12 protein-coding genes are annotated in these 16,488 nt (G+C 64.2%); 5 read left to right on the top strand and 7 right to left on the bottom strand.

The genetic code is table 11. The features are described 5' to 3' along the window. Positions 1-26: 26 nt before the first annotated feature. A complete protein-coding gene (locus AC0MRV_RS03815; RefSeq protein WP_472763106.1) occupies positions 27-494 on the bottom strand; it encodes a DUF3299 domain-containing protein in 468 nt (155 codons plus the stop codon). Between the two features lie 114 nt (positions 495-608). On the opposite strand from AC0MRV_RS03815, the gene AC0MRV_RS03810 reads away from it, so the two are divergent. Next, entirely contained in the window at positions 609-1,547 is a 939-nt protein-coding gene (locus AC0MRV_RS03810) for a DUF3667 domain-containing protein (protein WP_472763105.1), read from the top strand. Here AC0MRV_RS03810 and AC0MRV_RS03805 read toward each other — a convergent pair. After that, entirely contained in the window at positions 1,522-3,603 is a 2,082-nt protein-coding gene (locus tag AC0MRV_RS03805) for a DEAD/DEAH box helicase (protein WP_472763104.1), read from the bottom strand. The two genes, AC0MRV_RS03810 and AC0MRV_RS03805, sit on opposite strands and share 26 nt — an antisense overlap. A gap of 306 nt (positions 3,604-3,909) precedes the next feature. Here AC0MRV_RS03805 and AC0MRV_RS03800 point away from each other — a divergent pair, with 306 nt between their 5' ends. Beyond that, positions 3,910-6,459 carry a TonB-dependent receptor gene (locus tag AC0MRV_RS03800; protein ID WP_472763103.1) on the top strand — a complete coding sequence of 850 codons (2,550 nt, stop codon included), beginning with the start codon at positions 3,910-3,912 and terminating at the stop codon, positions 6,457-6,459. Between the two features lie 145 nt (positions 6,460-6,604). Beyond that, positions 6,605-7,906 carry an MFS transporter gene (locus tag AC0MRV_RS03795; protein WP_472763102.1) on the top strand — a complete coding sequence of 434 codons (1,302 nt, stop codon included), beginning with the start codon at positions 6,605-6,607 and terminating at the stop codon, positions 7,904-7,906. A gap of 6 nt (positions 7,907-7,912) precedes the next feature. On the opposite strand, the gene AC0MRV_RS03790 is transcribed toward AC0MRV_RS03795, so the two are convergent. The 5 genes from AC0MRV_RS03790 to AC0MRV_RS03770 form a co-directional block, all read right to left on the bottom strand. Then, the gene (locus AC0MRV_RS03790; protein WP_472763101.1) at positions 7,913-10,018 is read right to left on the bottom strand and encodes an ATP-binding protein; all 2,106 of its coding nucleotides are present in this window, start codon (positions 10,016-10,018) and stop codon (positions 7,913-7,915) included. A gap of 76 nt (positions 10,019-10,094) precedes the next feature. After that, on the bottom strand, positions 10,095-10,640 hold the full coding sequence (locus tag AC0MRV_RS03785; protein WP_472763100.1) for a VUT family protein: 546 nt from the start codon (positions 10,638-10,640) through the stop codon (positions 10,095-10,097). 64 nt (positions 10,641-10,704) lie between these two features. After that, the gene (locus AC0MRV_RS03780) at positions 10,705-11,583 is read right to left on the bottom strand and encodes a mechanosensitive ion channel family protein (RefSeq protein ID WP_472763099.1); all 879 of its coding nucleotides are present in this window, start codon (positions 11,581-11,583) and stop codon (positions 10,705-10,707) included. 152 nt (positions 11,584-11,735) lie between these two features. Beyond that, positions 11,736-12,128: a TonB family protein gene (locus AC0MRV_RS03775; protein WP_472763098.1), complete on the bottom strand. Its 393-nt coding sequence runs from the start codon at positions 12,126-12,128 to the stop codon at positions 11,736-11,738. A 364-nt stretch (positions 12,129-12,492) separates the two neighbouring features. Next, complete coding sequence (locus tag AC0MRV_RS03770) at positions 12,493-13,779, bottom strand: MFS transporter (protein WP_472763929.1); 1,287 nt, start codon at positions 13,777-13,779, stop codon at positions 12,493-12,495. 205 nt (positions 13,780-13,984) lie between these two features. On the opposite strand from AC0MRV_RS03770, the gene AC0MRV_RS03765 reads away from it, so the two are divergent. Together AC0MRV_RS03765 and AC0MRV_RS03760 are read left to right on the top strand one after the other, a co-directional pair. Continuing rightward, a complete protein-coding gene (locus AC0MRV_RS03765; RefSeq protein ID WP_472763097.1) occupies positions 13,985-15,130 on the top strand; it encodes an acyl-CoA desaturase in 1,146 nt (381 codons plus the stop codon). Positions 15,131-15,182: 52 nt separating this feature from the next. Continuing rightward, positions 15,183-16,469, top strand: a complete 1,287-nt coding sequence (locus AC0MRV_RS03760; protein ID WP_472763096.1) for an NAD(P)/FAD-dependent oxidoreductase — start codon at positions 15,183-15,185, stop codon at positions 16,467-16,469. Positions 16,470-16,488: the final 19 nt, after the last annotated feature.

Below are 16,488 nucleotides of genomic sequence, written 5' to 3'. Positions count from 1 at the left end.
CGCGAACCTGGCCTGAACCGGGCCGGTCAATCCCCGGCCGGCGCCGCCGCCAGCAATTCGTAAATCGTCGTAAGGTAGCCGTTGTCCAATACCGGTCCGACCTGGAGCCGACCGGCAAATTTCAGCGGCACATCCATCAACGCCTCCGCCGGCTTCGCCAGCTTCACGGTCACCCATTCGTTGACCCTCGGCACCGCGCCGTAGCAGCACACCATGGGATCGCTCACGAGGAGAAACTCCGTCACCTTGCCGGAACCGTCCATGCGCACCGGCAACATGAAGCCGGTCAACACCACCGGCTGATCGTGCAGCGCGGCGATGTCCTGCGGAATTTGCGCGCGGCTCTGCGTCACGATGTCGTCATCGCTCTGCCCGGCTTCATAGGCCGGCGCCTCAAAGTCGAATCCCGCCAGCACATCCCAGCCCACTTCGGTCGCGCGGATCGTCGCGGCCCAAAGACCGATCAAAATCAACATGCATACGCGGCGACTCATGCCCGCAGACTCCTCGGTTCGCCCCGCCGCGTCAATGACCGGCCGCGATGAATGCCAAACATGTTCGCGCCTTCACGCTTCTCATCGCGCGCCGGATCGCCTTACTCCCCACCGGTGAAGCTCGAAGACGAATCCCCGCCGCCGCTGCCCGGCCATTGCCTCAATTGCGGCACCGCCCTGCAGGGGAAGTTTTGCCACGCCTGCGGCCAACGCGACTTCGACTTCCGCCGCTCCTTTTGGAGCATGCTGCACGAGGCCCTCGAAAGCCTCTTTCATGTCGACGGTCGCTTCACGCGCAGCGTGGTGGAACTGCTCTTCGTCCCGGGCCGCCTGACCCGCGGTTTCCTGCTGGGCAAACGCTCCAGCCAGGTGCCGCCGCTGCGGCTCTACCTTTTTGTCACGCTGGTCTACTTCATCACCCTGCCCTTGCGCACCGACTTCACGGTGCCGGAGCTGCGCCTGCCCGAGCCGGAACCAACCGCCGAGGCGGCGGTGGCCGAAGGCGTCGAAACGCCGACCAGGCCCGACCCGACCCCGCGCCTAGCGACCGAAAACGACGAACTGGAGGCCGCGTTTTCCGGTTTCCTCCGCAGTTTCGAGGAGCGCCGCGGTCAGCGCGACTTTCGCCTCCCCACCCGCGAGGAAATCCTCGAAACGCTCGGGAGCACCATTCCCAAAATCCTCTTTGTCATTCTGCCGCTGCTAGCGCTGTGCACCCGCGTCCTGTTTTGGCGCCATCGCTATTCCTACTTGGAGCACCTCGTCATCGCGCTGCACAGCGGCGCCTTTTTCTTCACCTTCACCATGATGGTCGAGGGCTGGTCAACGCTGCTGGCGTTTGCCTGGGAGCCGCTCGCCGCCTTCGTCGAGTTAGTCGCCGGGGCCTACGTTTTCTTCTACCTTCCGCTCGCGTTGCATCGGATCTTCCGCGCGGGCATCTGGGGCACGCTCTGGCGGAGCTGCCTGCTCTACACCGCGCTCGGCTTCGCCTTCTTCACTGGCGCCATCTTCATTCTCGTCCTCTTCATCAGGCAGTCCGGCCTGGCGGGTTGAATGCTCGGCTGTTCGCGCTGAAGCGGCGGAAGCGATGCTCGATCGGCTTGCGTTGTTCCGCCGTCAACGGCGGCACCTCCGGCAAACCCGCCTCCCGCTGCGCCGCCAAGGTCGCTCTGCACAGTCCGCGAAACAGGTCCCAGCGCTCCGCCAAACGCAGGTCGGACTCCGACAACTCCGTCACCTCCAACGGCGAGGCGTGGGCCACCTGCCGCAGCAATGAACGCCACTCCGTCATCAGCCGGTCCACATCACCCCGTCCGGCCTTGTCCAAGTCGGCAATAAGCGCGCCGGGCCGGGCACTGCGTTGCGTGATCGCCCGCACCACCTCGGCCGCGCCCGCCCCGTAATTTTCCGGCACGCCCTCGACCAGATAGCCCTCGAAATCGAAACGCCGGTAAACCTTCTCGGCGACTTGCACCAAGCGCCCCAGACGCCGCGGATCGTCGCCGCAGAAACGTTCGCCGCCGAACAGATTGGCCGCGTCGAACAACAGGTCATCCAGCGGATAACGCCGATCCTCCAACGCCGCCGCCAGCGCCAGTCCCTCCGGCCCGATGAAACTCGCCACGATCGCGCCGCGGGCCGTCAGCCGCAGTTGTTTATCGAGCACGCCGAGTCGCTGCAGCGACCACAACAAGGTTGGCTGCGGCGACAAGTCCCGACAGGCCGAACGCAGCGCGCAATCCCGACAGCCTTTGAACGGATTGCGCTTCCGGCGCAACACCCGCGCCCGGCCTGTATCCGTTTTTTGGCCACACGGCAGCGCCACCGCCGCCCCCAAGGCCGCCGTATGTTCGGTGCCCACCATGATGGGCTCCGCTGAGAATAACCGCGCCCCCCAACCGGCGATCTGCCGCGCGGCGTCATCGCCTACCCGTAGACGCCGCAGCAGGAAGGTCCAGGGCAACGCTGCCGCTCGTTTCAGGCGTTGCGGCGCCGCCCGGCTCAAACGCGGCGTGCGCTGGCTCACCAACATGTAACCGACGTCGTCCAGTCCGCGTCGGCCGGCCCGACCGACCATCTGCAAAAGGTCGTGAGGTGCGATCGGCCGCTCCACCTGCCCCACCCGGTAACGCTCCGCGGTCACCATGACCGAGCGCAGCGAAAAATTGATGCCCGCGCTCAGCCCAAGCGTAGCGATCACTGCGCGAAGTTGACCGGCCTTGGCCAAGGGTTCGACGACACCGGCACGCTGCAGGTAGGAAAGGCCACTGTGGTGAAACGCCACCCGCTGCCGCAACAACCGCGCGAGCTCGGGCCCCGCCGCCTGCTCCTGCGCCGTCGTGAGGGTCAAGGGCTCGGCCAGCGGCACCTCCCGGGCAAACTGTCGCGCCAGCCGCTCGGCGTCGCGCCGGTGCGGCGCGAAGACCAGCACCGGCCCCATGCCCTCGCGCAAAGCCCCGGCCAGCCGCTTGGCCCAGAACCCGGTGATCTCCCGCGGCAGCCCGCGCACCAAATCATCGACATCACATTCCTCCAGGGGCACCGGGCGCTCACGATGCCGCACCAGGCACACGTCACGTCCCCAGCGGCCCAGCCAGGCTTGCACGTCCGCCGGATTCCCCACCGAACCCGATAACAGTAGCAACTGCACCTCCGCCGGCAAAGCCAGCAACACCCCCTCGTAGTGATTGCCCCGCGCGGCATCCGAGATCCACTGATACTCATCGACGACCAAAAGTCGGGCTGCCCCGGCGACAGACGTCGCGGTGAGGTCGCGCTGCACCGCTTCCAAGGTGGCCACCACCACCGGCGCCTCCGGATCGATGGACACATCCCCCGTCACGATGCCCACCCGCCAACCGCGCTCGCGCCACTCGGCATATTTGTCGTTGGCCAACGCCCGGGTCGGCACCGTGAAGATGGCCCGGCGAGCGAAACTGCTCTGCTCGGCCCATCGCTCGAAAACGTAGGTTTTGCCGGCGCCGGTCGGCGCGTCCACCACCACATCCCGCCCCGCCGCAAGGGCTTGGATCGCTTCGGCCTGCCAGCCATCCGGCAGCATCAATCGCTGCAATCCCGCCGCCCAATCGTCGGAAACCAGTCGCGCCATACTCAACCCCGACCGTCGTTCGCTCTGCGAGGCCCGTCAACCGCCCGGTCATCGTTTTCCACCTGCCCGGTCCGGCCCCCGCCCCGCGGCATCGCCAGCCAATGGCAAACTCCGCTTATACCGCGTAACATTTGTGAAACAAACCCTCATCATCTTCACGACAGGCCCGGACAGGCCTTGACCACGGGCGGCGGAGGAGTCTGCTCGGAAGGGTTGACTTACAAGGCCTGCCGCAAACCCGACGGCGAGAAACTCCCAGCTTCTTGCCCGCGGACCAAACGGCCGTCCCAACATACACGAACTACCATGAACTATAAGAAACGGGCTTTCGCCCTTACCGCTTCGGCCGCCCTCGCGGCCCTGCCGGTCTTCGGTCAGCAGACCGAGACCTCCGAAGAAACGGTCCAACTCGACGCCTTCGTCGTCACCGAGATGGCCGACTTCGCCGATCAAGCCGTGCTCGGCAAAACGCCGGTCGCCTTCACGGCCTTCGACAAGGAAAAGATCACCAAAGAGCTCGGTTCGCGCGACATCCCGCTCGTGCTCAACAGCGCTCCTTCCATCTACGCGACTGAAGACAGCGGTGGTGCCGGTGACGCCCGCGTCAACGTGCGCGGTTTCTCCCAGCGCAACGTGGCCATCCTGATCAATGGTGTTCCCACCAACGACATGGAAAACGGCTGGCTCTACTGGTCCAACTGGGACGGCCTCGGCGACGTGTCGCAGAGCATCCAGCTCCAGCGCGGCCTCTCCAACACCTCCCTGCCCATGCCGTCCATCGGCGGCACCCTCAACATCGTGACCGATCCCTCCGCCTCCGACATGGGCGGCTCCGTCAAGATTGAGGCCGGCAGCAACGACTTCTACAAGGTCACCGGCGTATTCAACACCGGCATCCTCAACGACAAGTTCGCCCTCACCCTCGGCGCCGTGCACAAGCAGGGCGACGGTAAGTTCGACATGGGTTGGACCAAGGGCCAGGGTTACTACCTCGGCGCCACCTGGTTCGTGAACGACACCAACCGTCTCGAACTCTACGGCATCGCCGCTCCCCAGCAGCACGCCCAACGTTTCGACGCCAACATCGCGGTGTGGAGCGTCAAGGAAGCCAAGAAGCTTGGCTACACCGATGCCCAGATCGCCGCGGTCAACGCCTTCAACAGCAGCCCCCGCTTCTTCGGTTCGGGCCCGCTCGACGCCGGCGTTGACTTCAACTCCAACGCCGCGCCGGTCGATCCGTCCTACACTGGCCAGCAATACTACTGGGGTGGCACGCACAGCCGCTACGACGCCAACTTCATCAACGAGCGCGTCAACTACTTCAACAAGCCGCAGGTCAACCTGAACTGGTTCTCCGAGATCTCCGACCGCGCCAAGCTCGCCACCGTGTTCTACTGGAGCGGCGGTGAAGGCGGTGGCTCCGGCACCTACGGCAGCCTCCTGCGCTACGGCTACGACACGCCCTACTCGCAGAACTACGACTGGAACGCCACCATCGCGCGCAACCAGTCGCAGACCCCCGACGCCAACGGCGAGCGCGCCTCCCGCGGCATCCTGCGCAACTCCAACAACGAGCAGAACACCTACGGTATCGTCTCCAAGTTCACCTACGAGCTGAACGAAGAGTTCACCCTCACCACCGGTCTCGACTGGCGCACGGCGGAAATCGATCACTATCGCGAAGTCCGCGACCTGCTCGGCGGCGACTACTACGTCTACACCGGCAACGACTTCGACACCACGCCCGAGATGCAGAAGAAGCGCCTCGGCGACAAGATCGCCTACAACAACACGAACACCGTTGATTGGCTCGGACTCTTCGCGACCACCAACTACGACAGCGGCCCGATCAACGCCTTCGGCACCATCGGCTACTCCAGCATCGATTACAGCTACCTCGACCACTTCACCGATGTCGGTGGTGGCAAGAAGCTCTTCGCCGAGGCCAACGGTCTCGACGGCGCCCAGATCAAGGGCGGCGTGCGCTATGAGTTCTCCGAGCAGCTCTCCGGTTTCGTCAACGCCGGCTGGGTCGACCGCGCCCCGATCTTCGATGGCGCCATCGACGACGTGACCGGCAACCTCGTGCCCGATCCCACCAACGAAACCTACACCTCCTTCGAGATCGGTGGCCGTTGGGACAGCCCGTCGGGCAACTTCTACATCTCGGCCAACGCCTACTTCACCACCTGGCGTGACCTCACCGGCACCGACGTCGACGAGCAGGCCGACATCGTCACCTACCAGCGCGGCATCAACTCCGATTACAACGGTATCGAGATCGAGTCCGCTTGGAAGGTGAACGAGTTCCTCCGCTTCGACGCCGCCGCGTCCTTCGGTGACTGGTCCTACGTCAGCGACGTGGACTACACCCAATACACCATCAGCACCCGCCAGCAGCTCCCCGCCACCGGCGACAAGCTCTACCTCGATGGCATCAAGGTCGGTGACCAGCCGCAGACCCAGTTCGCCTACGCCGCCACGATCTTCCCGACGGACGGCCTGTCGATCAAACTGCAGGGCCGCACCTACTCCAACTACTACGCCGATTGGGACGTGTTCACCCGCACCGATCCCGCCGACCGTGGCCAGTCTTGGAAGATCCCGAGCTTCACCGTCTTCGACCTGCACGTCTACTACGACATCCCGTCCGAGGTCGGTCCGTTCGAGGTGAGCCTCTTCGCGCACGTGTTCAACCTGCTCGACAACACCTACATCTCCGACGCTTCCGACAACAGCCGCTTCGAGGGTCTGCCTCCCGGCCTGGCCGGCGTTGAGTCCCACAGCGCTCAGTCCGCCGCCGTCTTCTTCGGCGAAGAGCTGAACTGGAACATCGGCGCCCGCTTCCGCTTCTAAGCGACGGGCCTCGTTTCCACCAAAATTCGCAAGACTTCGACCCCGCCGGTTCGCCGGCGGGGTCTTTTTTTGCCCCGGTATCGCCGCGCCAAAACCGGGGTGGTTGCAAACGCCCGCCAACTGGTCGTTGCTTTTCCGGGGACCAATGAACAGCGCGCTCGCCGCGCTCCCCGCCATCGACGACCACTTGCCTTTCCCGACTTCGCTCCGCGCCCTCAACGCCCGCAATTACCGGCTCTTTTTTGCCGGCCAGTCGTTTTCGCTCCTCGGCAATTGGATGACGCTCACCACCTCGGCGTGGATGATCTACGAGCTCTCGCGCGACCCCTTTCTCGTCGGCCTGCTCCCCTTTGCCAACCAGATCCCGGTGCTGCTCTTCGCCCCCTTCGGCGGCATCCTCGGCGACCGGCTGCCCCGCCGCACCCTGATGTGGTGGCTCAACCTGTGCTGCGCACTCCAGGCCGCCACACTCGCTGCGCTGACCCTCTTCGACGCCCTTACGGTGGGTCGCTTGTTGCTGCTCGTCACCCTGCGCGGTTGCATCAACTCGGTCGAGTTCCCCACCCGCCAGTCCTTCATCGTCGAACTTGTCGACCGCAAGGAAGACCTGCCCAACGCCATTGCGCTCAACTCGTCGATGTTCAACGCCGCCCGGCTCATCGGGCCCGGTATCGCGGGTCTGATCATCGCGTCGATCGGGCCCGGCGTGAGCTACCTGCTCGATGGTCTCAGCTACCTCGGAATCCTCGCCACCTTGCTTGTCATTCGCCCGCCGGCCCGGCCTCGATCGACCCACCGCGCCCATCCGCTATCGGATCTGCGCGAAGGCATTCGCTATGCGCGGCACACGCCGGACCTGCGCCCCTCGCTGGTGATGGTGCCGATGATTGCCCTGACTGGATTCGCCGCCAGCACCCTGGCGCCTGTCTTTGCCCGCGATCTCTTTGACGGCGACAGCACCACCCTCGGCTTCATGTATTCCGCGGTCGGCGCCGGGGCCTTGATCAGTGCGACCACCCTCGCCCGCCGCCCCTCCCCGGCCGGGTTGCCCCAATGGGTCGCGGCCGGGGCCTTCGCCATCGCCCTCGGTCAAATCGGGGTCGCCCTCAGCCCGTCGCTGCCGTGGGCGCTGCTGGCCTTCATGGCCACCGGCTGGGGCACCGTGCTGTCGATGGCGGGCAACAACACCCTCATCCAATCCGCCGTGGCCGACGACAAACGCAGCCGGGTGATGGGCCTCTTCGCCATGGGCCAGGGCATGTTCCCGCTCGGCAGCATCGCGGCCGGCGGCATCGCGGCGTCTCTCGGCCCGCGCACCGCGGTAGCGATCGCCGGACTGGGGTCTGCGATCGCGGGTTGGGTTTTCCTGCGCAATCGTCGTTGCATCGCGGCGGCCGTGCGCCCGCCCAGCCGGCCCGCCCCCCTGCCTTCCGATTCGCAAACGTGAGTGGTGCTAGGTGCGCGACCGCACTTGGCCCGCCACCCGCACCACCGACTGCGGTTCCTGCGCCAACACGATCTCCATGCGACGCAACAATTCGCCCGCGCCAAACGGTTTCATGATCAGGTTGCCCGTTGTATCGAACAGCTCTGCCTCGGACGACAAACCGAGATAACCCGACATGAACAGCGTGCGTAGCTCCGGCCAACGTTTGCTCGCCAACTCCGCGACCTCCAGGCCGGTCATGCCGGCCATCACAACATCGGCCAAAAACAGATCCGGCGGCCGCGACGCCTGCATGAGCATCTCCAGCGCTTGGTCACCCGACCGCGCCAATTGCACCTGAAAACCAGCCCGACGCAACAAGCGCTCCAGGTAGCTGCGCACCGCGTCATTGTCCTCCGCCACCAGCACGCGCAGCCCCGTGACCTGCGACTCCAACTCGACCATCGCCGGGACCGGCGCCTCGTCCAAGGCTTCCTCCGATCGCGGCACCCTCACCCGAAACCGAGTGCCCCGCCCCGGGCTTGATTCCACCGCCACTTCGCCGCCCACGCTTTTCACGATGCCGTGCACCGTGGAGAGACCGAGCCCCGTGCCCTTACCGGGTGGTTTGGTGGTGAAGAAGGGATCAAAAATCCGCTCCACCACGTCGGGTTCCATGCCCGTGCCTTCGTCCGTCACGTCCAGCACAATGGCCTCGTCACGGGGGTAGCACACCACCTCCAGCCGGCCACCCGACGGCATGGCGTCCCGCGCGTTGACGGCCAGGTTGACCAACACCTGCTCCATTTGCCCAGGATCGGCCAACACCGGGCAAGCTTCCGGGGCGTGCACCGACAAGCTCACCTGCTCACCGAGCATGCGGTTGAGCAGCGGCACCGCCTCCTGCACGCGGACCGCCAAATCCATGACCTGCGGCTGCACCATCTCGCGGCGGGCAAAGGTCAGGAGATGCCGCACCAGCGTCGCCCCGCGTTCCTGCACCGCCATGATGTCCGGCGCATACTTGCGCGCCTCCGGGTCCGTCGAATGCGCCAGCATCGCCCCATAACCGCCGATGACGGTGATGAGGTTGTTGAAGTCGTGCGCCACGCCGCCCGCAAGCAGGCCCACCGCCTCCATTTTTTGCGCCTGCAACAGCTGTTTCTGCAACTCGCGCTCGCGCTCCTCCGCCTCCCGCCGGCGCGTCACATCGCGCATCACCAGCAACACGTCCCGCACCCCGCCATGGCGCGACAAAGCACTCGCCCGCACCTCCAACGGGATTCCCTCCGGCCCGCCCAGCAGATCCACCATGTCCGCGCTGGGTGACGGCGAGTCCAACCACGCGTCGAAATCAAACCCGTCCGGCCAATCGAGCAGCTCGTCGATTCGGCGCCCCAGCAGCTCGTCCGGCGGCGCGCCGAGGACGCGCCCGGCCTCATCGTTGAGATGCCTGATCTCGCGATTTGCGTCGACGACGACCAAGCCATCCGCCGCCGCCGTGATCAATTCGCGCATGCGCCGCTCCTCCGTTTCACTGCGCCGCAAGCTGTCCGCCAACCAACGCATGAACGTGATCAGCAGCGTGTTCGACGTGAACACGGTCGCCGCCAACACGATCACAATGTAGGGGAAACCCGGCGTCGCGAAACCCGGCGTCGAGCCGATCCAACCCGAGATGCCGATCGAGAGCGGAACGGTGAACATGATGATCCAGCCCAACCATTGCGCGATTCGCGGCCCGAGCCACAACGCGGCCACCGACACCACCATCGGGATCATCATCGCCGCCGGCGTCCACGACTCCACCTCATTCATCATGAACGCGAGGTGCAGTTCGGTGATCACCGCCGCCAGGACCAACGAACCGGCGGCCCGCAAGCGGCCTTGTCGCCACAACACCAAGCCGAGAACACTCAGCAGGAAAACCCAGGTATCACTGTAGAGCCACATCCCCAGCGGACCGTTCTCGATCCACAAGCCCACCGAAGTCGCGCCGTAGCCCACCAGCGCCACCAGAATCCCGCCCAGAATCCAACGCGAGTAACCCTCCGGAAAACGGGCCTGCAGCAAATGCACGCCCACGTTTTCGTCACGCAGGTTTCGCGGGGGATGTTGTGGTTTCGCGTTCAAGTTGGGCCAGCGGTTGCACGCGGCCGCACCTTAAACCCCTCTCAACGCCCAGCCCCAGCTAAAATGTGGTGCCCGTTCAAGCCCGCGCCGCCGGCGAGTCCGTATCGACGACCGCGCCGTCGACCTGACGTCCCCGCCACACTGCGGCCAACGCGCCGACCAAAAACTTCACCACGATCTCGCCAAAGATGATCGAGACCAAAACCCGCGGCGGGAACCCCGCGACGCCCGCGAACGCCACCAGGTTGAAAAAGAGCGAATCGAGCGGAATACTGATCGCGTTGGACGTCAGCACCCGGTGCCACCACGACTTCGCCAGCAGGCGCTGGTAGATCTCGGTGTCCGCCGTCTCGGCGAGCAGGATCGCCACCACCGAAGCCAGGATGATGCGCGGCGGCACGTGGCCCAACACCGAAAGCAAACAGCTCAACAAAGCCGCCAATCCGATCACCGTGTAAACAAACCGGCGCCCGCGCACGTGCATGCGATCGCGCTGGGTGAAGGTGAAGCCGAAGATGAAGGTGCCCACGGCCACCTGCCCAAAAAAGGGCAGCGGAATGAACCAGGTGGCGGTCAAATTCGCCCCCAGCACAGCCAAAATGTAAATCACAGCGGCAAGCATCGGACCGGGGAACGTGATGAGGCTCTCCGCGCTTGGCGAGAGCGGAAATTACGCCCGCGTGGCGTCAGTTTTCACCCGGCGTCGCATCGGCCGGTGCCCCCAGTTCGGCGGCGCGGTAGATCACTTGGGACGGCCGTCCCATCGGAATCCCTTCCCGATCGAACCGTTCCTTCACCGCCCGATGGACGTCCCAAGTCAGGTTCATCGCCGTGGGCAAATCCTTCGCCCAGAGCGGCACCCGAAAGTTGATCATCGCATTTTGGAAATCCAACACCGGCACCTCGACCAGCGGCTTGCCCGCCGCTTTTTCCTCCTCCGTGCGCAGGTCCAACAGGTCGCGGTGCTTCGTCGCCTCCTCCCGAATGATCGTCACCGCCCGCTCGATATTCGCCTCGAAGCCAATGCTGATGAACATGAACTTCTGCGCCTTCTCGTCGCGAATCGTCCAGTTGATGATCGGTTCCGAATCGATGACGGAATTGGGATAGATCAAACGTTTGTTTTCCAGGGCCCGGATCACGGTGTGACGCAGCGTAATGTCCTCGATCGTGCCGATCTCACCCCGAATCTTGATGATGTCGTCCACGCGAAACGGTTTGAACACCACGATGAACACGCCGCTCACGATGTTGGAAAACGCTTTCTGCGAAGCGAAACCCAGGAACGCCGCCAATACGCTGGCCCCGGCAAACACGCCCACCGCCAGCGCCCGCAGGGCCGGAATGCTGTAGATGATGGCCAGCAAACCCCCGAGCAGGATCGCCGCCTTGACCGCGTTGCGCAGAAACGTGATGCCCGTCCGCCGCTCGCTGGTCATCGCCTTGCGCAGGTGATGATCGAAGATGCGTCGCGCCACGGCATTGGCCAACACCGCGACCAGGAGCACGCTGATGATGCTGATCATCACCGCGGGATCGAAATAGCTGTTTACCCATTCTGTCATGCGCGCGACGACCACGGATCGCCGGTGCTTCCGTAGCCGGATCGGTGCCACCCGGCGGCGCCCGCAAATGTTCAGGGCCGCCCCCGAAAAACGAGAGCGGCCCTGAGTTTGTTTGCTAGCTTAGTCTCGTGCCAGCGGTCGTCCGGACTTCCTTAGAAGACCGAAGCGTAGGTCGGACCGCGGAAGCTGGGCAGCGCCGCGCGGAACGGAACCTTCACCTTGGACTCGACGGTTTCGCCGTTCTTCATCACCGGGGTGAAGCGCCACTTGGAGACCGCCTCAACCGCAGCGGCGGCGAGCGCCTCATTGTTGGCGGAAGCCACAACGATGGCGGTCGGCACGCCGGCCTTGTTCACGGTGAACTCCACGATGGCTTCGGCACCAAGGGAGGTGACGATGTCGGGGGCCACGACCTTGACCGGAACCGGCATGTCGGTGGCACCTTCGTAGGAGGCAACGTAGGCCTTCTCCGACGTCGCCGCGGAAGCGGTGACGGCGAGAGCGCCGAGGCTGAGCACGAGAGCGAGTTTCTTGACTGCGTTCATGGTTGGATTTGCCCCGATAAACGACGGGGCCACGTTTTGTTTTCTGTATGGTTTAGGAAACGTTCGCCGCCACCCGCGTCAGGCACGGCAGGCTGCACGAACGGTTTTTCGATTCCGCTGTCGCGGGATCAAAATCCACCGGTCACGACGTGACGAAACTCGGAAGTTCACGCCGCGACCAAATTGCGATGGGAAGAACACGCCGTGCGGGGCGGGCACGGAGCCCGGCGACCGTGGTCGATCCTCTTCCCTAAATTCCTCTCGCAGTTAAAATCAAAGAACCCGTTTGGGGAGGGTCCTAAGAAAGCAAGGCAACCGAATGTCGCCGCCCCATCAGTTGCAAGCGCCGTGCCAACCCCGCCGGTTAAGCTTCGGTGACGTCGTGACGCGACGGTAACGTAAGCCGCAAAAGGATGATCAAACCGATCAAAAAGAACCCCGCATTGACCGCGATCGCGTGACGATAGCCCAATTGTGTCGCCAAGACACCAAACACGAACGGTCCGATCACGCCGGCCAATTTGGCGAAAAATCCCCAGTAGCCAAAAAACTCCCCGGCGCGCCCCGGCGGAGTGAGGGTCGAAACGACCGCGCGTGCCGCCGACTGCAGACTGCCCATGGCAATGCCCGCCAGCACGCCGATAACATAGAACTCAGTCACCGTGGTGCAGCGCGCGGCCCACAGGCAGACCAGAATCCAGAGTCCTAAAGCCGTGGCCAGCGGCCACTTGGGCCCTACGCGATCCTGCCAGAAACCGAAACCAAACGCACCCGCCACCCCCGCAATCTGGAGCACGGCGAAAAGCCCGATGACCTCGGCCTCACCCATGCCGATGACCTCCGTCGCAAAGCCCGCCGCGAAGCCGACCACCGCCATGAGTCCCGCGATAAAAAACACCATCGCAGCAAAGAACACCGCCAGTTTCCGGTGTTGCGGCAGTTCCTGTTTCATCTGCCCAAATTGCGCCCATGCAATTCGCCAATAGGTCTCGCCCGGGGCCAGCACGCGCGGCCGGGCCCGCTCCTTGAGCAGCAGCAGGGTGGGTAGACTCGCGACAAAAAAGAATGCGCCGGTGGTCAAAAACGTCCACACCGCCCGACCGTCCCCGCTTTTCACGATCACCAACGCGATCACCAAGCTGAGCAGGCCGCCGAAGTAACCGAACGACCATCCATATCCGGAAATCTTGCCTACGTTCTTGGGCGTGCTGATTTCAGGCAGGAAGGCCGAACAAATATTTTCGCTCATCGAAAACGCCACATTCGCCACCAACACCAGCGCGAGCATGAGCGAAACTTGTCCCGCCTCGACCCCGAAGATGAGTGCGGTGGCCACCGAACACGTCAGCGCGGTCACCAAAAGAAATCGCTTCTTGTGCGCCCGCACATCCGCGATCACCCCCACCAGCGGCGAAAGCAGGATCACGAAGATCTGGGAAACGCTGAGCGTAAGTCCCCACCACTGTTTGGCTTCCGGCTGTCCCTGCGCGATCACCGCGGTGAAATACGGCAGGCCGATGACCGTGATCACGATCGTCGTGAAGGCCGAGTTGGCGAAATCGAAACAACACCAGCCAAAGATCTCCCGTTTGCGCACCGGCGGAACAGTTGCCGGCAGCGAGGCCGGGGGAGTCGCGGGGTTTTCGTCCATCTGGCGCGCGAGCCAAGCCGTCCGTTCGTCGCCTGGCAAGGCGGGCGCAACGGAACTTCGGGTCAATTGTGCGAACAATACCTGCTCCATCCGGTCGCCAAATTGCCGATAGGGGTCTTGATCCTCTGCATCCGGCGGCCTTACCTCCCCGGAAATTTGTTCGAACCCTCTGTCAGATTCGCCCGTGTCCGCCTCGTCCCGTCCTATGTTTAGCCGCCTGAAAACCGCCGTCGTCCAGTGGATCGACGCCGACTACTGTCCGGATGGCCCGGAAAAAATGCGCTCGGAACCCGACAAGGTCGACTGGGTGCGCGTCATGCCCTTCGTCGTCCTGCACGTTGGTTGCTTCGGCGTGATTTGGACCGGGTGGAGCCCCTTCGCCGCGTGGTCGGCCGTCGCGCTCTATTTCCTGCGCATGTTCGCCGTCACCGGCATCTACCACCGCTATTTTTCGCACAAGACTTACTCCACCTCGCGTTTCGGCCAGTTCCTGCTCGCTGTCTGGGGCGGCACGACCGTGCAACGCGGTCCGCTCTGGTGGGCCTACCACCACCGCCACCATCACCAGCACAGCGACGACGAGGAGGATGCTCATTCGCCCCACGTGCACGGCTTTTGGTGGTCGCACATCGGTTGGATCACCAGCCGGCGCAATTTCCCGACCGACTACTCCAAGGTGAAGGACCTCGCGAAGTTCCCCGAGTTGGTCTTCCTCAACCGCTTCGACATCGTCGTGCCGGTGCTCTTCGCCACCGCCCTCTTCGGTCTCGGCGCCATCCTCGAACGCTTCGCCCCGGGCCTCGGCACCAACGGCCCGCAGATGCTCGTCTGGGGTTTCTTCATCAGCACCACCGCCCTGTTCCACGGCACCTCCTGCATCAACTCCATGGCTCACCTCATGGGCCGCCGCCGGTTCAACACGACCGACGATTCCCGCAACAGTTTCATCCTCGCCATCATCTGTCTCGGCGAAGGCTGGCACAACAACCACCACCGCTACCAGAGCGCCACCCGCAACGGGTTCTACTGGTGGGAAATCGATCCGACCTACTACGGGCTGAAACTGCTTTCCTGGACCGGCCTGATCTGGGGCTTCAAGGACGTGCCGGAATCCGTCCTCCGCGAAGGCGAACACGCCGAACACCATCGCACCGTCGAAGCCGCCGCCCGCTCCGAGCACGTGCACGTGCGCTCCTCGCTCAAGAAGGTCGTGCCCACCGCCGCCGCCCTCGCCGTCGGCACCATCCAGGCCGCCCAGGCCGACGCCCCCAAGCAACCCGAACGTCCCGGTATCCACAAGGATGTGACGGAACTGACCGTCGACCAGCCGACCCCGCCGGCCAAAGACTGAGCGATGTCGCGACGCCGCTTGACGGCGTTCGCGATCGGGGCACCCATCACGCATGTCCCGCATCGCCATCATCGGCTCGGGCGTGGCCGGCCTCGGTTGCGCCCTTTTCCTGCACCGTCATCATGACGTGACCGTCTTCGAGTCGGCCGACTACGCGGGCGGGCACGCCAACACCGTCGATGCCGACGAACCGGGCACCGGCCGCCGCGTGCCGATCGACACCGGCTTCATGGTCTTCAACCGCGAGACCTACCCGCACCTCTGCCGCCTTTTCGATCAGCTCAAGGTGCCGGTGAAGAAGACCTCGATGTCCTTCGCCGTGCGCGACGACGAAACCGGCATCGAGTGGTGCGGCTCGTCGCTCAACCACCTCTTCGCCCAGCGCAAGAACCTCTTCAATCTGCGCTTCATCAAGATGCTCCTCGCCATCAACCGCTTCAATTCCGAGGCGGTGGCGGCGCTGGACGACCCCACGCTGCGCGACACCTCGCTCGAGGATTTCGTGCGCGCCCGCGGCTACGGGGAGGACTTCTTCAACCTCTACCTCGTGCCGATGAGTTCGGCCGTATGGAGCACGCCGCCCGAACTCATGCTCCAATTCCCGGCGTCGACGCTGCTGCGCTTTTTCCACAATCACGGTTTCCTCGGCCTCCACACCCAGCACCAATGGTGGACGATCGACGGCGGCAGTCGCGAATACGTCAAACGCCTCATCGTCCCCTTCGCCGACCGCATTCTCACCGACACCGCCGCCACCCGCATTGTCCGCGCCGGCAGCAAGAGCATTGTCATGACCAACCGCGGCGAAGCGCAGTCCTTCGATCAAGTCATCCTCGCCGCCCACGCGCCCGACGCCCTGCGCCTCATCGTCAATCCCACCAGCGAGGAAGCCCGCCTGCTCGGCGCTTTCCACTACCAGGACAATACCGCCTCGCTGCACACCGACACTGCCGTGATGCCGCGAACCCGGCGCGCCTGGTCGAGCTGGAATTATCAACTCGTCCGCAACCGCGAGGGAGCCATCGAGCCGGCCACGCACTATTGGATGAACTCCCTCCAGGGCGTCAGCGAGCGCGAGCAGTATTTTGTCACCATCAATCGCGCCGACGACATCGACCCCAGCAAACTGCACCGGCGCATCGCCTACGCCCATCCCCTTTTTGATCTCGCCGCCGTCCAGGCGCAGGACGAGATCCCCGCCCTCAACGCCACGGCGGCCGTCACCACCGGCACCTTCTTCGTCGGCGCCTGGCAACGTTACGGCTTCCACGAGGACGGGTTCTGGAGCGCCCACCGGCTCTGCACCCAACTCCTCGGCCGCGACGCCTGGGAGGCCTGAGGCGTTTCGACCGATGTGC

This window comes from Actomonas spartinae, assembly GCF_051209155.1.
Taxonomy (GTDB): Bacteria; Verrucomicrobiota; Verrucomicrobiia; order Opitutales; family Opitutaceae; genus Actomonas.
Note: the sequence above shows the minus strand (reverse complement) of the source record. Positions and strands in the feature narration are given on the sequence as shown.